The sequence below is a fragment of the Roseibium sp. genome, assembly GCF_965233565.1.
GTDB lineage: Bacteria > Pseudomonadota > Alphaproteobacteria > Rhizobiales > Stappiaceae > Roseibium.
Window position 1 is genome coordinate 5,508,442 of sequence record NZ_OZ247494.1, and the last position, 18,950, is coordinate 5,527,391.

Sequence of the window (18,950 nt, forward strand, 5' to 3'; positions counted from 1 at the left end):
GTTTGTCGCCACTTTAACTTGAGGTTGCCAATAAGTGAAGCAGAGTCTGCAAGTTATTGGCGACAAGGTTTGCCGATTTTTCGGTGAAGCTGCACCGGTAGCATTGGGTCTCCCACTTGCCGTGGAAGAAGACACAGCAGCTGTTTCTTCAGTGTTGGTTGCTTTGCTGGATTGGAAAAATCGTTACTCCCTCGCATCGGTACGCAATGATGCGCAATCCTTGACAGAGATCGGGACGGAGATGTTCGCCTGGCTCAACACGGCCGGGGCCTTGGGCGACTGGATGCGGCAGTCCGAGCGCGTTCTGCAAATCCTGCCCGACGACGGCAGCAACCCGGATCTGGCGTCCGCCTTGATGGAGGCACCGTGGGAGGTGCTGTTCGACAAGGGCTTTCTTGCAGGGAACAATGCCCAGCTTTTTGTCGTGTCGCGCCGCGTGATGAAGGCGACTTCCCCTTGGCAACCGCAACACGGCGATCTGCGCATGATCTTCATGGCCGCCGCGCCTGAAGGTCAGTCGGAACTCGATTTTGAAGCCGAAGAGGTTTCTATCAGTGAGGCGACCGGCAGTGCGGCAGGGTCGGAATCGCTTGTTCATCTGATTGTAGAAGAAAGCGGTACCCTGAAAAACGTATCCGAACGGTTGGCAGGGCGCGACGGTGCGTTTGAAGTTTTGCACCTTTCCTGTCACGGCGACTTCGTTGCACCGCGGGGAATTGACGGCATGCAGCAAGGATCTGAGCGTCCTGTGCTGTTGCTGGAAACTGAGGAAGGTGCGGTGGACGAGATCAGCGCTTTGGATCTCATCAATGCTTGTCAAAACCGGATGCCGCCTTTGGTTTTTGTCTCTGCCTGCCGTACCGCACAATTCAATGAATCTGGTTCCTCAGACAGTGCGATGGACATGCACCGAATCGAGGTTGGGTCACCAGCGTCGCGTGAGGCGTATCATGAGCACATAGCATCACAGGCCGAGGTTACGGAACCTTTCGTTCTGGACTTGGTGCGCGGTGTCGGCAATGTGCTCGGTTGGGACGGGTTGGTTTACGATCATGATGCAGCCAGCTTTGCGTCCAGCTTTTACAGCGCGCTGTCTCGCGGCGAGGACGTTCCCAAAGCGGCGGCCATGGCGCGGCGCGATTTGCTGCGGGAAGGCTATCAGGACCCCGAAAATGGCCGCCATTGGCATCTGGCCCGGGTCTATCTCGGCGCGGAAGGCGGTGGCCCGATTTGCGCACCGGGGAAAGGCCTGCGCGACGCACCGGTCTCCGTGCCGGCTTTTCTCGACAGCGACAACAAGATCAAAGTGGCCGGCAGAGAGACCTTTGTCGGCCGCCGCCGGATCATTCAAAAGGCGATCGCGACCCTTCGCAAGGGCGGCCACGGCCTGCTTGCGCATGGCATCGGCAATCTCGGCAAGTCGAGCCTCGCCGCACGCATTGCCGAGCGGCTAACAGGATATCAGACTGTTGTGGTGGTGAGCCCGAAAGCGGAGTTGGGTAGCGCAAATGGGCGCGTCATTTTCGAAAAGCTCAAAAGCGCCGTTAATAAGATGACCGACGCTTTGCCCTTCGGGAGCGAGGAGGCGCGGTCGCTCAAAAGCCAGATCGAAGCGATGGAAACAAGTCTGGCCAAAGATCCAAAACAGTTTGCAGATATCCTGCGCGCCTTGCTGGCCGGCCCGTTCAAGACGGCCCCGATCTTTCTGGTCCTCGACGACTTTGAAAACTCTCTGGAGACGCCGACGGCAGAGGCGCCGATGCCTCAGCCCAAACAACATCTTCTGGAAGATCTGCAGGCCCTCTTCCGCGCCTTCGCAGTGCCCGGAACTAGTTCACGGCTGATGGTGACCTGCCGCTACGATTTTTGCGTCCCGGATACGCAGGGCAACGACCTGACCGACCCGTTTCTGGACCGCATTCCCTTGCCGCCGATGAAAGAGAGAGAACGGCGCAAGCAATGGCAGGCGCGGGAACGGGCCCGGAGAACTGATCAAGGAGAAACTGCGGAGGCCGCAGCGCGGGACCGGGCCCTCTTAGAGCGCATTCTCACGGCTTCCGGTGGCAATCCGGGCTTGCAGGAGGTCCTGACAGAACCTTTCTTGCGAGGGGCAACGGACGAGGTGACGGATGCCCTCACCACCATTGAAGCCTTTCTTAAAAGCGGTGAAACCCCGCCGGAAGGTGAAGACATCGGCGATTTTTTCGCTCGAATGACCTTCGAGGTCTACCGGGACGCACTGGACGAGATCACACGGCGGGCCCTTGCTGTTGCCAGCACGTTCTCTCCTGGGGTGCCGATCCCTGTTACAGCGCTTGAGGCTGGAATGGAGGCGATGGAGATTTCGGCTCCCAACACCGGGCTGAAAAAGCTCCAGGCCCTGGGGCTACTTGACGATCACGGATTGCAGGCAGGGTGGCCCAGGATGACAAAGATCGCTCATGTTGCGGTCAATCCTCTGGCGCGACCGCTGGCGGATGAATTGGGCAGTGATGACCAGCAAAAGATCGCGCAAGCTGCATTGCCATTGCTAGCAAAGGCGTGGCAAGGCAAGGACGGTGATTTTCCTTACGACCTTCGTGCCGTGGAAGTAACGCTACAGTCTCTAAAGTCAGCTTCATCAGATGGCGAACTCCTCGATGCTGCAGCGAGGAGCGCGGTGTTTTTTCTGTTCGAGATAATTGAAAATGCATTGGCTGCGGTTGCGCTTGCAGAGCCAGTATTTGCCAGACTTGAAGCTATAAATTTTCAACCATCAGCCTTTCTTCTTGGCCGTACAATTAAAGCTGCTGATCGCATCGGTGCGGTTGAACTACAGGATCTGTTGCTGAGCCTCGCTGTTGGTCGAAAGGACATCGAAGAGCGGTCATTGGCGCAATTGAAAGGTCTTCAGGCCTACCGCCAGATGCGCAAGGGCGATCTGAATAGTGCGCTTCGCATCACGACGGAAGAAGAGTTGCCGGTCTACGAGGCTCTCGGTGACAAACGCTCTATTGCCGTCACAAAGGGGCAAATCGCCGATATTTTGCAAGCGCAGGGCGATCTCGACGGAGCGCTGCGCATCCGCGAGGAAGAACAGCTGCCGGTCTTCGAGGCGCTTGGCGACACACGCTCCATCGCCGTCACACAGGGTAAAATCGCTGATATCCTGCAAATGCGCGGTGATCTCGACGGAGCGCTGCGCATCCGCGAGGAAGAACAGCTGCCGGTCTTCGAGGCACTCGGCGACACACGCTCCACCGCCGTCACTCAGGGGCAAATCGCCGATATCCTACAAATACGCGGTGATCTCGACGGCGCGCTGCGCATCCGCGAGGAAGAACAGCTGCCAGTCTACGAGGCGCTCGGCGACACACGCTCTATCGCCGTCACACAGGGTAAAATCGCCGATATCCTGCAAATGCGCGGTGATCTCGATGGAGCGCTGCGCATCTCCGTGGAAGAAGAACTTCCGGTCTACGAGGCGCTCGGCGACACACGCTCCATCGCCGTCACACAGGGTAAAATCGCCGATATCCAAATGCGCGGTGATCTCGACGGAGCGCTGCGCATCCGCGAGGAAGAACAGCTGCCGGTCTTCGAGGCGCTCGGCGACAAACGAGAATTTGCCGTCACACAGAGTAAAATCGCCGATATCCTGCAATTGCGCGGTGATCTCGACGGAGCGCTGCGCATCCGCGAGGAAGAACAGCTGCCGGTCTTCGAGGCGCTCGGCGACAAACGAGAATTTGCCGTCACACAGGGTAAAATCGCCGATATCCTGCAAATGCGTGGTGATCTCGATGGAGCGCTCGCCCTGCATTTGGAACGACTGCCCGTTGCAGAGGCCATGCGGGACTTGGACAGCGTCATGCATATCAGGTATTCCTGCGCCCAAATCCGGCTGGCGCGGGGAGATCTTCAGAAGGGTGAGGCGCAGACGATCTTTGAAGAGCTTGATGAAGCCTTCCGAGGGGCGCTGAAGCTGCAGCGCTCAGATGCAATCGGAGCAATCGGACCTCTCCTCGCACAGGTTCTGGCTGGAGGGGGCGCAACAGCGCCTGCCTTAGACGTGTTGGACATATCTGAGCAAGCCTTTAACACGTTGAAAGACGAAGAGGGCCTGGCCCATGTTGCCGAATTGCGCAGCCTGATCGGACAAGGGGACGACCCCGACACCTGAACGCTCGGCCACCATTCAGATCGGCAGGTTACGCGCATCCGCAATGGCTTCCATGGTCATGTAGGACGTGACCGTGTCGAGATCGACCTTTTCGATCAGGCGCTGATAGACCCGGTCGAAGGCGTTCATGTCTTCGACCACCACTTTCAGCATGTAGTCGTAATCGCCGGCGATCCGGTAGAAATCGATCACATTCGGGATCGAGGTGACTTCGCTGCGAAAGGTCTCCAGCCAGTCCTTGGAATGGTGCCGGGTGCGGATCATGACAAACACCGTCAGGTTCAATCCAAGTTGTTCCGGATCGAGCCGCACCGTGTGACTTTCGATCAGGCCGCTTTCATAAAGAGATTTGAGGCGCCGCCAACAGGCATTTTGCGAAAGACCGACCTCTTCGGCGAGCTCCCGTTGCGACAATCTGGCATCGCGTTGCAGCGCGCGTAGAAGGGCGCGATCAATTTGATCGAATTTTTTCTCCATAACAGATCAATTGACACAAAAATTCGATAACGACAACTTAGAAAGGTGAGGTTTTCTGATCCTCCTGGGTCGTATGATCTTCGAAATCAAGATTCGGAGCATCAGATGACCCAAAGCACCGGTACAGCCCTCGATCATTTCCGCGAGAGTCTTTCCGGCCCGGACCTGACGGCCCGCCTGCGTGCGGGGCTGATCGGCGAAGGAACAACGATCACCGGACCTTTCGGGGAGCGGGAGCTGATCTATGCCGACTATGTTGCCTCCGGCCGGGCCTTGCGCCAGGTGGAAGAGTTTGTGGTGGAAGAAGTGTTGCCGGTCTACGCCAACAGTCACACGGAAGCGTCCTATTGCGGTGGGGTCATGACCCGCATGCGGGAAGCTGCAAGGTCGGAGATCGCCCGCATCTGTGGTGCGGACGAGGCATTTGCCACCATTTTTTGCGGCGCCGGCGCAACGGCGGGTCTGAACCGGCTTGTGCATTTGCTCGGCGTTTCGGGCGCGGCGGAACGGGGTGAAAACCCGCTGGTGGTCATCGGGCCGTATGAACATCACTCGGATATCCTGCCCTGGCGCGAAAGCGGGGCGGAGGTCATCGAAATTGTCGAAGCAGCCGATGGCGGTCCGGATCTCACAGCGCTCGAAGATGTCCTGAAAGCCGCGGGTGAAAACCGGTTGATCGTCGGTGCGTTTTCGCTGATGTCCAATGTCACCGGCATTGTCACCGACGAGGATGCGGTCACCCGTCTGCTCAAGCGCTATGGCGCGCTCAGTGTCTGGGATTGCGCCGGGGCCGGACCTTACCTGCCGATCGACATGAAGGCCGGAACGGAGGCGGAAAAGGACGCGATCGTTGTTTCGCCGCACAAGTTCATCGGCGGGCCGGCAGCGTCCGGCGTGATGATCCTGCGCAAGGCCGCCGTGCAGAAAACAACACCGGTTTTTCCGGGCGGTGGCACGGTTCGCTTCGTCTCGCCCTGGGCACATGACTACACCGACAATATCGCCGCCCGTGAAGAGGCCGGCACCCCCAATGTCATCGGCGACATCCGGGCCGCGCTTGCGTTTCTGGTCAAGGAAGGTATCGGTCAGCGTCTGATGGATGAGCGCAATGCCGCCTGGCGTGCAAAGGCTCTTGCCGTGTGGCAGGCCAGTCCGGCCATTGAAATACTCGGCAATCCGAACGCCCGGCACGTCCTGCCCGTTTTTTCCTTCAGGGTGCGCGATCTGGAGCGGGGCGGCTACATCCATCAGCAACTGGTCACGCGCATGCTGTCGGATCTTTACGGCGTTCAGGCGCGCGGCGGCTGTGCCTGCGCAGGCCCATATGCACACCGGCTCCTGGAGATCGACGAGACCCAGTCCGAAATGCTGCGCCAGGGCATTCTCTCCGGCGAAGAACTGAAAAAACCGGGCTGGACCCGGCTCAATTTTTCCGTGCTGATGTCGACCGAAAAGGTGGACAGGATCATCGCCGCTGTCGAGGATTTGGCAAGCAATCCTTATCCGGTTGCGGATTACTATGACTGCGACGCCACGACCGCCCGTTTCAAGGCCGTCCGGGACGCAGCTTAAGGAAAAGTCAAAATGTGCCGTTGGGCTGCCTGGAGCGGGGCTCCGAAATATCTCGAAGAAATCATCTGCGACCCGGAACATTCGCTGATCGACCAAAGCCGCAATGCGCTTTCCTGCAAGACCTCGGTCAATGCCGACGGGTTCGGTGTTGCCTGGTATGGCGACCGGGAGACACCTTGCGTCTACAAGGACGTCAGACCCGCCTGGTCCGACCCCAATCTTCTGCAGATCGCAACGCATATTCGCTCCGGGCATTTCCTGGCCCATGTCCGGGCTTCCACCGGCACGGCAACCACACGGGACAATTGCCATCCTTTCACCCATGACAACTGGACCTTCATGCACAACGGCCAGGTCGGTGGCTACGACAAGGTACGCCGGCGGCTCGACAACATGATCCCGGATGACCTCTACAGGCACCGTATCGGCGCAACAGACAGCGAAAGCCTGTTTCTGGTTGCTCTTGCCTACGGTCTGAAACACCACCCGAGGGCTGCCATGGCGCGGGCGGTCTTCGAAGCTGAAGCCCTGTCACGATATGCTGGCAGCACGCCACACATGCGGTTTGCCGCCGGCTGGTCGGATGGCACCACGCTCTATGCAGCTCGCTATGCTTCCGACAGTTTTGCCCCGTCGCTCTATTACCGTGTCTATGAAGATGGCGTGATGGTGGTGTCCGAGCCACTCGATGAAGCGCGCGGCTGCTGGATGGAAGTGCCCCAGGGCCAGATGATCGAGGTTCGGGACGGCAAGGTGGCGCAGACGGCCTTTCTCAGCGACGAGGAACTGGTTGAAGCGTGACCTAATCCGGATGACCTGTGCAGCTACGCTGGGAGGCGACTGCATCAGGATGCTTCTGCGGTTTCCAAAAAAGCGAAACTGCGCGTTGCTTCTTTTGCACCGTCAAGCAAATGCAGGTGAAATCCGTCCAATTTCTTTTCCCTGCACTCAATTGCCCTGAACGTCACGCCTTCACCTTTGCCGAGCTTTCGCCGTAAGAGATGTGTGTCTGAGGGGACATCTATCGTCAGCAGGACGGTTCTTTTGTCAGTCTCGGTTGCACCTGAAAACCAGTCCTTGGACAAGGCGTCGATTGTTTGAAAGATCTTCTGTGACAACAAGAGACTTATGGACAATCGTGTATGATCGCAGACTTCGTCACGATACCCTTGAACAGCACGTTCCTCGGTCGAGATATGAGAGTTTTCCGCAAAGTGACAGGACCGGGAAATGCTGCTGACATAAAGTTCTTGCTCATTGTACCGCGATGTCAGTGCTGCATATTCATCCAGAGAAACGGCGACATGGGCTTCGCGTGAGTGACCGCGGACTTTAGGCCCGTCGAAGTCACTGCGATCTGGCAATTCTAGATAAACGCGTGTGCCGATCTTGGAATCGGGCGTGCGTTCCGAACCGGCACGCAATTCCGTCTTTTTCACCTCAACCGGTGGCAGCTGATCGATCTTGTCCCGTATTGATTTTTCCCGGCGCAGCAACGCGTCGGGCGTCTCGACCTGCAAGAGTTCGTACAGTTTCGATCTGTTTTCCGCGAGATAGAATGTCCTTAAAAACGGCTTTTTGAGCAGAGCCTTGCGCGTGCTGTTCCATGTCATGTTCGGGTTGAGGGGAGGCAAGTTCACGCCGCCGAAAAACCGGCGCTTCATCGCCTTTTCTTCGAAACTGTCCCGCAGGAGTTGTTCTCTCGCCTTGAACTGGTCGCGGTTACAGGAAGCGAGCAGTCGGCAAAGGTCCTGGTATTTTTCAAAATGATCCATATCGGGAGATGCAGATTGACTTGCTGAAGAAACGTTCAATGCGACTTTGAGAGAGCGTCACTGGAAATTTATGGGCAGATGTCTTTCACAAGTCTGAAGTCCGCGGAATTGTGGGTTTAAAGGCTGAACTGGCGGCGTTCGGCGTTCGACACCCGCGTCTAACGAGACTGTTCTCGAACGAGTTCCTTTCCGGCAACACAAGTAGGCAAAACAACGGCGAAACCTAGCTCTCCACCCAGTGCCAGGCCGTCTCGATCTCGGTGTGGTCGAAATGCTGTTCCTGGATGCCGACCATTTTGGCAAAGGTTGCGTCCACGGCCACGAGGACAGCAAGCAGTTTGCTGTTGGTGACGATCGCGATCCTGCTCAAGTGCTGCATGTTTGCCAGCACCCATTTGATATCCGCGGCGGCGGCCTCGAAGGACACACCTGCATGTTCGCCAATCACCACCAGCACGCTGATCTTGCCATGATCCTCAATCAGTTCCTCTGCCTTGGCGATCAGCTCCTTTTCCTGGTCCAGCGTGATCTTCCCGGATATTTCGACGCCCAGAACGGCGTCCCGGCTGCGGGGCAGGATTGTGTACATGGCAGGTCCTCCGTCAGGTCGGTAAGCTATGCAACTTGAAGAAGGATAGGGGCATGCCAGAAGGGCAATCAAGGTCCGAGAGCCCTCTCAGGGTAACTGCTTAGAATGCCTGTCGGCATTACCCCAGCTTTCGGTCCATTGTGCCGAGGCGTTCGGATGTCCTGCCGTCGATGATCTCGCGGATCTGGCGCGTGAGGGGAGACCAATCGGTCCTGTCGCGGCCATAATGCAGGTTAAATTCGTAAAAGATCACGTCACCCTCCGGCATCAGAAGGTGCTGTAACATCGTTTCCAGCTTGTCGAAGGCCTTGGCAAGGCAGGCTTCAGCTGTCTCCGCCGCTGCATACTCATTCCAAAGCGCCAGCAATTCGGACGCGATGTCCTGCGGGAGAGTTGCACACAGGGAGCGAAAGTCCCGACGTTCCCGTTCCTCACGATCATCTTCAGCCGTTTGCGAAGGGGCGGGGACGTCGCCGGAGATAGCCTCGCCAAGGTCATGGACAAGGCACAGTTTCAACAGTCTGGGTATGTCGAGACCTGGCAGGTCCTTCTCAAAAACAAGCACCATCAGTGCGAGGCGCCAACTGTGCTCGGCCGTGCTTTCGGGCCGTCCGCTGCGTGTCGTCCCGGAGCGCAGCGTGTCTTTCAACTGCTCTGCAGCCTGGAGGAAGGCAAGAAGGCCGGTCAGTCTTTCGCATGAGATAACTGCGGGTTCATTTTGGTGAAGTGTTTTGTCCATACGCCAAAAATAGCGACCTGGCGGATCGGCAGCGAGCGTGTGAATAAATTATGCACCGCCCTCCCACGCACCTATGACATCGCAGATGTACGATCCGCACGCACCAGTCGTGCAAAGCTGCCGTCGGCGAGGGGAAGACGGGAGATACGGACAGAGCATTCCGGAATGGTCATCTCGGGAAACTCGACCCGCTCGGTTTTGTACAGAATGTCCGGACCGTCCGGCTCGTACCAGCCATTTTCTGCCAGCGATTGCTCGGCCGCCCTGATGCCGTCGGAGGCAAAGCGCCACAAAGGCCGGTTCAAGTATTCCGACACCGGAGCGCGCCATTCCTTCTCGCGGCCAGCTGACATTGCCAGCAGCCTGTGGGTCAGGTCACAGACGAGGTGGACGGTATCGGACGAGCGGCTCACAAGGTCAAGCAACGCCCGGTCCGCGGCAGTTGAGGGACGTGCGCGCAGCAGCTGGGTGATTTTCAGAAGGTGCCGGCCGTCAGGCTGGGCATGGCCACTTTCCCATCTGGAGATCCGCGCCTGGGAGACGCCGAGCTCATGTGCCAGCACCTCTTGCTTGACGCGGTTCAGCGCCCGCCATCGCCGAAGAGATGGGCCGAGACTGGTCTGAAGAACGGCGGTTTCAGTGGGCATGTGCCAAGTCTAACGCGAATCGGCGGCGAAATCAGCTCACTCCGAGGCGCATGCCCGATCCGCGTCAGCGATACTTCTCGATAAAGGCATCGATGGACAAACCACGGAAATCCGGAAGCCGTTCCTTCAGCTGGTCGTGGTTCCAGTCCCACCAGGCAACATCCATCAGGCCCTGTTCCTGCTCGGCCGTGAAGCGCCGCTTGATTTCCTTCGCGGCGACACCGCCGACCACCGTGTAGGGAGCAACGTCCTTGGAAACGACCGCACCGGCCGCAACAATGGCGCCCGTGCCGATCGTGACGCCGGCCAGCACCGTCACATTGTGGCCAATCCAGACATCGTGGCCGAAGGTGACCCAGTCATCCTTGCGCCATTGGAAGAAGTCACCGTCATCCTCACCGAGTCCATAGGCGGCAGCGCGATAGGTAAAATGGTGCTGGGAGGCGCGCCAGGTGGCGTGATTGCCAGGATTCAGACGAACACGGCGTGCAATCGAACAGAACTTGCCGATAGTCGACCAGACAACATCGCCGTCCTGGACGATGTAGGAATAATCGCCCATCTGGCTTTCCCGCATATGTGTGTGAGCACCGACTTCCGTCCAGATGCCAAGCTCGCAATTCATCACACTGGCATCGGGATGAACATTCGGGGCTTCGGTGAGGCTGGGCTTCTGGTGCGGCGCTGACATGGTGTTTCCAATGTTTGGTGTGAGAGGCGGGACCGGTTTGTAGACGGTCGGCAGGCAAGATCAATGACAGTTTAATGACGGTCCTGTGACTGTTTTCAGTTTTTTCAACTTGTGAACAGCCGCCATTGGATGGCCCGGACATGTGAATATTTAGATTGGCGGCAAATCATTCTTGGAAAACTTTGATGGCCGAAGAGACGGTCACGATGGTCCGAAAGCCCTGAGCGCGTTGCGGAAATCTAGCCGTGTCACGGTCCGGAATCCGTTTAACGCAGCGGTATGTCATTGATCTGTCATAAATTTTTGACGTTTCAGTCAAGGGACTGTCATCCAAATGTAATGGTTCAATGGCTCTTGTCGCCCAGCGATACGAACAAACACGGACAGGGCTGGCGCGTGATTCAGTTTCAGGAAGTCACCAAGACCTTTGGGTCTCGGACCGCGGTCAACAAAGTAAGTTTTAATATCGACCAGCCACAGATGGTCGGCATTATTGGCCGCTCCGGCGCCGGCAAATCCACCTTGCTGCGCATGATCAACCGGCTGACACCGGCGACCTCCGGTCAGATCCTGTTTGAGGGCCGCGACATTCTCGGCCTGCGCGGTGGCATGATGCGCCGCTGGCAGCGCGACTGCGCCATGGTGTTCCAGCAATTCAATCTGGTCCCGCGGCTCGATGTCTGCACCAATGTGATGCTTGGCCGATTGAACGGTCATGGCACCTTGAAGAGCCTGTTCAACATTTTCAGCGCAGACGATGTGAACACGGCACTCGCCGCGCTTGACCGCCTCGGCATTGCACAGGAAGCGACCAAGAGGGCAGAAGAACTGTCCGGCGGTCAGCAACAGCGCGTCGCCATTGCACGGGCCCTGATGCAGGACCCGCATATGTTCCTGGCCGATGAGCCGATCGCCTCGCTCGATCCGATGAACGCCAAGATCGTCATGGATGCGCTGCGCGAAATTCATGAGCGCGACAACAAGATCGTGCTTTGCAACCTGCACACACTCGACACCGCCCGCAGCTATTGCGACCGCGTGATCGGCATGCGGGACGGTTTCATCGTTTTTGACGGCAAGCCCGAAGAACTTACCACGAATGTGGCACGTGAGATCTACGGCGCCGATGAAAGCTTCAACGAGGCAGCAACCTCAACTGCCATCGACGCCGGCAAGTCCGGCGCACAAGAATCCGCTGGTGCGATGACCCCGGCGGCAGCAGCGGTCTGATCCGGCTGCACACCTTATGACGTCATCAAGTTTGAGAACTCTCGGGGAGTGTCCCACATGAAAATCGTTGCTAAAGTTGCTGCGCTGGCCGCAGTCAGCATGATCGCTCTGAACGCCTCTGTTGCAGGTGCTTCTGAAATCACTGAATTCCGCATCGGCATCCTGGGCGGTGAAAACGCTTCCGACCGTCTGCGTGCTTATGAGTGCCTGGAGCAGAAAACCGCTGACCTTCTCGGCGTTCCGGTCAAGCTGTTCGCACCGGCCGACTACAACGGCGTGATCGAAGGGCTGCTCGGCGGCAACCTCGACCTGGCATGGCTCGGCGCTTCCAGCTACGCCAAGGTCTACCTGACCGACCCGGAAGCAGTTGACCCGGTTCTGGTCAAGGTCAACGTTGACGGCGGCTACGGCTACTACTCCATCGGTTTTGCCCGCAACGACAGCGAGATCAACTCCCTGGAAGACATGAAGGGCAAGGTCTTCGGTTTCGGTGACCCGAACTCCACGTCCGGTTACCTGATCCCGTCCATCGCCATCCCGCAGGAAGGCTACTCCATGAAGCCGGGCGAATATTTCGGTGACGTGGTCTTCACCGGTGGTCACGAGCAGACCATCGTTGCTGTTTCCAACGGCGACATCGATGCCGGCGTCACCTGGGCCGACGGCCTGGGCGAGTGGGAAGACGGCTACAACTCCGGCGCCCTGCGCAAGGCTTCTGACGCCGGTCTGGTCGACATGACCGAACTGCGCCAGATCTGGCAGTCCCCGGTGATCCCGGAAGGCCCGATTGTTCTGTCCAAGAAGCTGCCGGAAGACGTCAAGATCAAGATGACCGGCCTGATCGCTTCCCTGAACTCCATGGACCCGGATTGCGCCTACAACATCGCGGCCGGTGAGACCAAGGGTTTCATGCCGATCACCCACGACGCTTACGTGAACATCGTCGAAGCCCGTAAGGCCAAGAACAAGAACTAAACGGTTCTTCTGAACCCGAACGCGGGCCGGTTTCCGGCCCGCGTTTTCTATGACTTCCTCGAAGGATTTTGAAATGGCCGTTGCCGCACTCGAACAGGAAATCCTGACACTGCGCAAACGACGCCAGCTTTACTCCCTGATCGGGCTGCTGCTGGTCGTCGCCGTACTTATGTCCGGGTACTCTAAATCGAACGAGATGAATTCCGGCGGCTTCTTGCAGGGCCTGACAAAGTTCTTTGATTATCCGGGCGAAATCGTTGTCGAAGCCTGGGAAGCCGGACCGGCCTTTTTCAGCCTGATCCTGCATTTTGTTCCCGCAATGCTGGAAACGCTCAATATTGCGGCCGTTGCCACCCTGATCGGCGGCGCCATGGCCGTTGTGCTGGCGATGGCCTCCACCCGGAACGTTGACAGCTGGGGCCCGCTCATTCCGGTGGTGCGCCGCATGATGGACATCATGCGCGCCTTTCCCGAACTTATCATCGCGCTGTTCCTGATCTTCGTCCTCGGCTCTAGTCCCGTGCCGGCCATGATTGCGGTTGCCTTTCACACCGCTGGTGCGCTGGGCAAGCTTTTTTCCGAGGTCAATGACAACATCGACCGCAAACCGATCGAGGGCCTCTCTGCCTGTGGCGCCAGCTGGCTGCAGCGCATTCGCTATGCGGTGATGCCGCAGGTCGCGCCCAACTATCTGAGCTATTTCCTGCTGCGACTTGAAATCAACGTGCGCGCCTCGGCCATTCTCGGCTTTGTCGGGGCCGGTGGCATCGGGCAGGAGCTGCGCCGTACCATTGGCTGGGGGCAGGGCGCAGGGGATGAGACCGCTGCAATCTTCGTTCTTCTGTTCCTGACCATCATGCTTATTGACCAGGCATCGTCCTACCTGCGCGGCAAACTCGTCGGCGCCGGCCGGGCTCATTGAGGAATTTCGAGATGGCTATCGACACACTCAATGAACCGGTTTTCGACCGCAATTCCGTTTTCAAGAACGTTCGCCGCAGGGCCAGGATCACCGTCGGGGTGCCGATCGCGATCCTGACCTACCTGATCTACACCTGGTTCGCTTTTGGTGTGCCGGACCTTCTGGCCAAGGCTCAGCCCGAGCGGGCGGCCATTCTGGCAACCGACTCGGTCGCCTACAAGGTTCACGTCACCAAGTTGCTCCGCCGCGACATCATGGAAGTCGCGATTGAAGGCGAGCGCCGGGCAACCTATGAGCCTGACCAGCTGCCTGACTGGGTTGAGGTCAACGGCACAGATGCCTTTGTTGATCTGGGCGAGGGCTACACGATCACGATCACCGGCAAGGTGATGGAGTTCGACGTGCCGGACTACGGACTTATCAAGGTCACGGCGACCAACAGCGGCGTCAACACGGAACTGCCGCCTGGACCGGTGCCCGAATGGATCAAGGATGATCCCAGGAAGTTCAATGCCCGGCCGACACTTGACCGGCGCGTTCAGGTGACAAAGACCAAGATCGAAGTGCACAATTACTTCGGCGGCTGGGAGAATTTCTGGTTCCCGTTCGGCTCTCAATTGCACGGCATGTCCTTCAGCCAGCTGTGGGCGATTGCGCTCTCAAACGAGCGTATTGACCCCAGCCAGTCGAACATGTCCTTCATCCTGCACGAGTTCCTGGACAATCCGGACTGGCAGCACGGTGAAGTGTTTGTTGCCCTGCTTGAAACCATCATGATGGCTGTGCTTGGAACGATTACGGCTGCGATTTTTGGTTTGCCGCTCGCCTTCCTGGCCGCACGCAATTTCACGCCGTCCAAGATCCTGCGCTTCGGAACCCGCCGGCTGTTCGACTTCCTGCGCGGCATCGATATGCTGATCTGGTCGCTGATCTTCATCCGGGCCTTCGGTCTCGGTCCGCTGACAGGCGCCCTGGCGATCGCATTCACGGACACCGGATCGCTCGGCAAACTGTTTTCAGAAGCGCTGGAGAATATCGACAACAAGCAGGTGGAAGGTGTACGGGCGACGGGCGCCAGCCAGATCCAGCGCTATCGTTTCGGTGTCATCCCGCAGATCCTGCCGGTGTTTGTCTCTCAGGTTCTTTATTACCTGGAATCGAACACACGCTCTGCAACGGTCATCGGTGCGCTGGGCGCCGGCGGCATCGGCCTGATGCTGGTGGAGACAATGAAGACCTCGCGCGACTGGGAAAACACCAGTTACATCATCATTCTGACGATCACCGTCGTCATCGCGATGGACCAGACCTCAGGTTGGCTGCGGCGCAAGCTGATCGAAGGCAAATAGGCCTCTGAACAGCGTCGGATTGAAGAACCCGGGCCGGTAATCGGTCCGGGTTTTTCTTGCTTAGCCTTTGATAACTGCATCATGCTGCTTCTTGCCGCAATTCCGTCGCGCTAGCGTGGCAGCGTCTGATTAGTGATTCCTTGCTGGAGGAGGGGGCTTTGCCTCAGCGGATCTTGAAACGTCTTCTGGGAAGCTTGTTGGCAACGGGCTTGGTCGGGCTGGTCTCGACAGGTTCTGCACAGGCGATTGAAAGCTGTGTTGCTTCGCTCAAGAAGCAGGCGATTGCCGCCGGTGTGCGGCCAGAGGTCGCCGAACGCATGCTCAAGGGGGCCTCCTATGATGAAAAGGTCATCCGGTTCTCCACTTCCCAGCCGGAACACAAGACGGAAATCTGGGATTACATGGCCTTTCTTGTCGATGCGCAGCGCATTCAGGACGGGAAGAAACTGCTGAAAAAACACAATCGCACCCTGTCGGCCGTTGAACAGCGCTATGGCGTCAACCGGCATGTGGTGCTGGCGGTCTGGGGTATCGAAAGCGATTACGGCAACTTCCGGGGCGATTTCTACACGCCGCATGCGCTCGCCAACTTGGCCTGTGCCGGCAAGAGGCGCCAGAAATACTTCCGCGGAGAGCTGATCAAGACCATGCAGATCGCCTCGCGCGGTGATGTGCCGGAAAAGGACTTTGTCGGCTCCTGGGCGGGGGCCTTTGGACAGACCCAGTTCATGCCCAGCACCTACAACAGTCTGGCGGTCGACTTTGACGGCGACGGGCGCAAGGATCTGGTCAATTCCGTCCCGGATGCCCTGGCCTCGACCGCGAACTTCCTGAAGAACGCCGGCTGGCGCGACAGCCGCCCCTGGGGTGTTGAGGTCAAGGTTCCCGGCGGCTATTCCGGGCCATCCGGCCGCAAGAAATATGCTTCTCTGTCCACCTGGTCCAAGCGCGGGCTGAAAAAGGTCGACGGAGGAGCCCTCTCCGGCAAACTCGAGGCGGCGCTGATCCGCCCCGCAGGAGTGAAGGGACCAGCCTTCCTTGTGACCCGGAACTTTCGTGCGCTCAGATCCTACAACGCGTCGACATCTTATGGCCTTGCGATTGCGCTGTTGTCGGAACTGGTCGCAGGACGTGAACCCTTCAAGACACCCTGGCCGACCAACAATCCTGGCCTGTCGCGGGCGCAGCGCTGGGAGCTGCAGAAACTCCTGAACAAGAACGGCTTCAACGTCGGCACACCCGACGGCAAGGTCGGACCGGCCACACGCGCCGGCATTCGCAAGGCGGAAGCCAAATACGGCATGCCGGTTACCGGCAGGCCGTCCTGGAACATCTACTATGCGCTCGGCGGCCGGTAACGAGCGTCAGGAGGCGTCCTGGGTGATGGACCTGTAGACGCTGGAATGCAGGCAGTATCTGTTGCGGCCCGATTTCTTGGCCTCATACATCGCCTCGTCCGCAGCCCTCAGAAGCTCGTATTCCAGAAGCGGCCCGATTTCCCAGACGGCCGCGCCTGCGCTCGCCCCCACGGATTTCTGCTGAGCGCCCTTGAAGCTCATGGGCTCGTTGACGTCCCGGATGACCTCTTCCAGCAGGCATGTCAGGTCGTCCAGGCCGGTTCGATCCGCTGACAGGATCAGGAATTCGTCGCCGCCCATGCGGATCAGGGCTTCGCTTTCATCCATCAGTGCCGACAGGCGCAGGGCGACGGTTCTGATCACGAGATCGCCGATCGAGTGCCCGTCCTGGTCGTTGATGCTTTTGAACCGGTCGAGATCGATCAGGATTGCCGAAATCCGGGTTCCGGGCGGAAAGGTCTGCTGCACCATCTCGAAATACCGGTCCATCATGCGGCGATTCCCGATACCCGTCAGCGCATCATGAAGCGCGTTATGTTCGATCTGGGCGTTGAGCGTGCGCAAGGTCTCGTTGACTTCGCGCAGTTCCTTGTTGAGCGCTTCCGTCTTGGTGCGCAATTCGCGCTCATAGTCGGCCTTGCTGTGCGCCAGACGGAATTCCAGCCGGTTCCGGAAATCGTTGCTCGCCCGCTCGGTCTCTTCGGCGACCAGCTTCTTCTGCAGTTCAACATAGGCATTCAGATAACCGAGCGCGGTTCTGTGCTCTTCAAGGGCCTCGTGCGTATGCGACAGTTTCAGATAGAAATTTCGTGTCCAGTGATGGTAGTCGGCGCCGGCAGCGTTCAGAAGGCCGTTTTCAAGATCAGCGCGCGCTTCGTCAAAACGCTGTTCCTCGAAGTAACTTAGCCCGAGCACATAATAGAGGTGGCAGGCCACCCGGTGATCCTGGCTGAACTGCGCAGCCACGAGCCCTTTTTGTGCACATTCCCGGGCCTCCTGCAGGTGACCGGCCTCCACAAGGGCTGCGCCAAGCACTTCGTAGGCATAGGGCAGGTTTACGGCGTTGCGGCTTGCCAGAGACTGTTGAAGGCAGGTCCGACCGGCCGCCACCGCTTTTTCAATCTTGCCGTTGCGAAGCTCGGCCCGCGACAGGGTCTGCAGAATGTGGCCTCGCTCAAACACCAGCCCAAGTTCATCGGCGATTGCCATGGCATCGTTCAGCTTGTCCTGCGCCTTGTCGTAGTCATTGTAATAGGCGCACATGTTGGCAAGCACGGTTAGAGGTTCGATGCCGGCCCTCGAATGAGCGGCCGGCCCGAGCACATCAAGGCTTTCTCCGAGGATTTCGTCCGCAAGGCTGAGCTCGCCGAGGCTGTAGGCACAAACGGATTTGATGACAAGCAGTTCCGACCAGCCTTCGGGGTCCCGGTCGAGGTCCATCTTGTTCAGGGCGTCATCCGCCAGTCTGGCAGCAGCATCGAAATGCCCGGACCAGCGTTCAAGCCAGGCCAGATTGAATTGCAACGGGCGATCGCTCGGAGATTGGGGAGCGGACAGATCAAGAGCGCGATAAAGCAGGCGCTTGCAAAAGGCCGGATGACGCCATCGAAGGGCCCAACTCCGCTCCTGCAATTCCTTCAGTTTCGCCTCCTTCAGATCGACGAGCTAAAAAATATCATTGGTGATCATAGCGAGTTTTCCAATTCCGCAAGGGAATTTCATTGGGATAAGCCATAGATTTGTTGCGTTGCGAAAAGGTGCGGCGCAATATATCGGCGATTTTCAGGAGGAAATTGCATGTCCGGGCGGATTTTGACTGTTGCACAGCAAAAAGGCGGATCGGGGAAAACCACGCTTGCGGTACATCTGGCTGTGGCACTCGCAGCACGATCAGGGGAGCCGGTCGCAATACTCGACGTGGATCCGCAAGGCTCGCTCGGCACCTGGTACGAAGCCAGGGAGGACAGGCTCGGTGAAGACGAGACCGGTCTTGAGTTTCGGACGGCTTCGGGTTGGGGGGCACGCCGCGAAGCCCGGTCACTGGCCAGATCCCACGGATATGTGGTGGTCGACACACCGCCCAAGACGGATGTCGATGCCAAACCGGCCATCGACGCGGCTGACTATGTCGTGGTGCCGGTGCAACCGACGCCGGTCGATCTCTGGGCAACAGCGCAGACATTCGAAATGGCGGCGCGCGAAGACACGCCGGCGCTTTTGATTCTCAATCGCGTACCGCCCAGGGCCTCCCTGACGGAGGAGATGGCAGAGGCGATCGTTGAATCCGGCTATGACGCGCTTGCGGCCCGGCTCGGCAACCGCACCGTGTTTGCGGCTGCCATGGGACAGGGGGCTGCCGTCACCGAAGCCGCGCCGACCAGCAAGGCGGCACAGGAAGTTGCGGCGCTGGTTGACGAATTGATCGTGCGCATCGATTAAGTCTCTATTCTCTCTACGTCAGGAG

The 18,950-nt window shown here is 58.4% G+C and carries 16 protein-coding genes; 9 read left to right on the forward strand and 7 right to left on the reverse strand.

Translation table 11 applies throughout. The features are described 5' to 3' along the window. Positions 1 to 34 precede the first annotated feature (34 nt). A complete protein-coding gene (locus ACO6TG_RS25100) occupies positions 35 to 4,162 on the forward strand; it encodes a CHAT domain-containing protein (protein ID WP_422375698.1) in 4,128 nt (1,375 codons plus the stop codon). Between the two features lie 15 nt (positions 4,163 to 4,177). On the opposite strand, the gene ACO6TG_RS25105 is transcribed toward ACO6TG_RS25100, so the two are convergent. Next, the gene (locus ACO6TG_RS25105; RefSeq protein WP_094070076.1) at positions 4,178 to 4,639 is read right to left on the reverse strand and encodes an Lrp/AsnC family transcriptional regulator; all 462 of its coding nucleotides are present in this window, start codon (positions 4,637 to 4,639) and stop codon (positions 4,178 to 4,180) included. Positions 4,640 to 4,744: 105 nt separating this feature from the next. On the opposite strand from ACO6TG_RS25105, the gene ACO6TG_RS25110 reads away from it, so the two are divergent. Beyond that, positions 4,745 to 6,211: an aminotransferase class V-fold PLP-dependent enzyme gene (locus ACO6TG_RS25110; protein ID WP_422375699.1), complete on the forward strand. Its 1,467-nt coding sequence runs from the start codon at positions 4,745 to 4,747 to the stop codon at positions 6,209 to 6,211. Positions 6,212 to 6,223: 12 nt separating this feature from the next. Next, positions 6,224 to 7,012 (forward strand): class II glutamine amidotransferase, encoded by a 789-nt coding sequence (locus ACO6TG_RS25115; protein ID WP_422375700.1) that lies wholly within the window; start codon positions 6,224 to 6,226, stop codon positions 7,010 to 7,012. A 44-nt stretch (positions 7,013 to 7,056) separates the two neighbouring features. On the opposite strand, the gene ACO6TG_RS25120 is transcribed toward ACO6TG_RS25115, so the two are convergent. The 5 genes from ACO6TG_RS25120 to ACO6TG_RS25140 all read right to left on the reverse strand — a co-directional run bounded on the left by ACO6TG_RS25120 (position 7,057) and on the right by ACO6TG_RS25140 (position 10,652). Continuing rightward, positions 7,057 to 7,986, reverse strand: coding sequence for a hypothetical protein (locus ACO6TG_RS25120; RefSeq protein ID WP_422375701.1), 930 nt, complete (start codon positions 7,984 to 7,986; stop codon positions 7,057 to 7,059). Positions 7,987 to 8,209: 223 nt separating this feature from the next. Then, complete coding sequence (locus ACO6TG_RS25125) at positions 8,210 to 8,575, reverse strand: STAS/SEC14 domain-containing protein (protein ID WP_422375702.1); 366 nt, start codon at positions 8,573 to 8,575, stop codon at positions 8,210 to 8,212. A gap of 118 nt (positions 8,576 to 8,693) precedes the next feature. Next, positions 8,694 to 9,224 (reverse strand): HD domain-containing protein, encoded by a 531-nt coding sequence (locus tag ACO6TG_RS25130; protein ID WP_422375703.1) that lies wholly within the window; start codon positions 9,222 to 9,224, stop codon positions 8,694 to 8,696. 161 nt (positions 9,225 to 9,385) lie between these two features. Next, positions 9,386 to 9,961, reverse strand: a complete 576-nt coding sequence (locus ACO6TG_RS25135) for a helix-turn-helix domain-containing protein (protein ID WP_422375704.1) — start codon at positions 9,959 to 9,961, stop codon at positions 9,386 to 9,388. A gap of 64 nt (positions 9,962 to 10,025) precedes the next feature. Next, positions 10,026 to 10,652, reverse strand: a complete 627-nt coding sequence (locus ACO6TG_RS25140) for a chloramphenicol acetyltransferase (protein WP_422375705.1) — start codon at positions 10,650 to 10,652, stop codon at positions 10,026 to 10,028. Between the two features lie 396 nt (positions 10,653 to 11,048). Here ACO6TG_RS25140 and phnC point away from each other — a divergent pair, with 396 nt between their 5' ends. From phnC to ACO6TG_RS25165, 5 genes are all read left to right on the forward strand, one after another. Beyond that, positions 11,049 to 11,882: a phosphonate ABC transporter ATP-binding protein gene (phnC, locus tag ACO6TG_RS25145; RefSeq protein ID WP_422375706.1), complete on the forward strand. Its 834-nt coding sequence runs from the start codon at positions 11,049 to 11,051 to the stop codon at positions 11,880 to 11,882. A gap of 57 nt (positions 11,883 to 11,939) precedes the next feature. Next, positions 11,940 to 12,857 (forward strand): phosphonate ABC transporter substrate-binding protein, encoded by a 918-nt coding sequence (phnD, locus tag ACO6TG_RS25150; protein WP_422375707.1) that lies wholly within the window; start codon positions 11,940 to 11,942, stop codon positions 12,855 to 12,857. A 73-nt stretch (positions 12,858 to 12,930) separates the two neighbouring features. Further along, positions 12,931 to 13,779, forward strand: coding sequence for a phosphonate ABC transporter, permease protein PhnE (phnE, locus tag ACO6TG_RS25155; RefSeq protein WP_422375708.1), 849 nt, complete (start codon positions 12,931 to 12,933; stop codon positions 13,777 to 13,779). A gap of 11 nt (positions 13,780 to 13,790) precedes the next feature. Next, a complete protein-coding gene (phnE, locus tag ACO6TG_RS25160; protein WP_422375709.1) occupies positions 13,791 to 15,128 on the forward strand; it encodes a phosphonate ABC transporter, permease protein PhnE in 1,338 nt (445 codons plus the stop codon). Between the two features lie 197 nt (positions 15,129 to 15,325). Next, positions 15,326 to 16,486 (forward strand): lytic murein transglycosylase, encoded by a 1,161-nt coding sequence (locus tag ACO6TG_RS25165; RefSeq protein ID WP_247646179.1) that lies wholly within the window; start codon positions 15,326 to 15,328, stop codon positions 16,484 to 16,486. A 6-nt stretch (positions 16,487 to 16,492) separates the two neighbouring features. Here ACO6TG_RS25165 and ACO6TG_RS25170 read toward each other — a convergent pair whose 3' ends face one another. After that, positions 16,493 to 18,010, reverse strand: coding sequence for a diguanylate cyclase domain-containing protein (locus tag ACO6TG_RS25170; RefSeq protein ID WP_422375710.1), 1,518 nt, complete (start codon positions 18,008 to 18,010; stop codon positions 16,493 to 16,495). A 273-nt stretch (positions 18,011 to 18,283) separates the two neighbouring features. Here ACO6TG_RS25170 and parA point away from each other — a divergent pair, with 273 nt between their 5' ends. Further along, positions 18,284 to 18,925 carry a ParA family partition ATPase gene (parA, locus tag ACO6TG_RS25175; protein WP_422375711.1) on the forward strand — a complete coding sequence of 214 codons (642 nt, stop codon included), beginning with the start codon at positions 18,284 to 18,286 and terminating at the stop codon, positions 18,923 to 18,925. Positions 18,926 to 18,950 lie beyond the last annotated feature (25 nt).

What these genes read in the sequence shown, in the direction of transcription:
- ACO6TG_RS25105 (WP_094070076.1), bottom strand. Translation starts at nt 4,639, where the DNA reads ATGGAGAAAAAATTCGATCAAATTGATCGCGCCCTTCTACGCGCGCTG.
- ACO6TG_RS25110 (WP_422375699.1), top strand. Translation starts at nt 4,745, where the DNA reads ATGACCCAAAGCACCGGTACAGCCCTCGATCATTTCCGCGAGAGTCTT.
- ACO6TG_RS25115 (WP_422375700.1), top strand. Translation starts at nt 6,224, where the DNA reads ATGTGCCGTTGGGCTGCCTGGAGCGGGGCTCCGAAATATCTCGAAGAA.
- ACO6TG_RS25120 (WP_422375701.1), bottom strand. Translation starts at nt 7,986, where the DNA reads ATGGATCATTTTGAAAAATACCAGGACCTTTGCCGACTGCTCGCTTCC.
- ACO6TG_RS25125 (WP_422375702.1), bottom strand. Translation starts at nt 8,575, where the DNA reads ATGTACACAATCCTGCCCCGCAGCCGGGACGCCGTTCTGGGCGTCGAA.
- ACO6TG_RS25135 (WP_422375704.1), bottom strand. Translation starts at nt 9,961, where the DNA reads ATGCCCACTGAAACCGCCGTTCTTCAGACCAGTCTCGGCCCATCTCTT.
- ACO6TG_RS25140 (WP_422375705.1), bottom strand. Translation starts at nt 10,652, where the DNA reads ATGTCAGCGCCGCACCAGAAGCCCAGCCTCACCGAAGCCCCGAATGTT.
- phnD (WP_422375707.1), top strand. Translation starts at nt 11,940, where the DNA reads ATGAAAATCGTTGCTAAAGTTGCTGCGCTGGCCGCAGTCAGCATGATC.
- phnE (WP_422375708.1), top strand. Translation starts at nt 12,931, where the DNA reads ATGGCCGTTGCCGCACTCGAACAGGAAATCCTGACACTGCGCAAACGA.
- phnE (WP_422375709.1), top strand. Translation starts at nt 13,791, where the DNA reads ATGGCTATCGACACACTCAATGAACCGGTTTTCGACCGCAATTCCGTT.
- parA (WP_422375711.1), top strand. Translation starts at nt 18,284, where the DNA reads ATGTCCGGGCGGATTTTGACTGTTGCACAGCAAAAAGGCGGATCGGGG.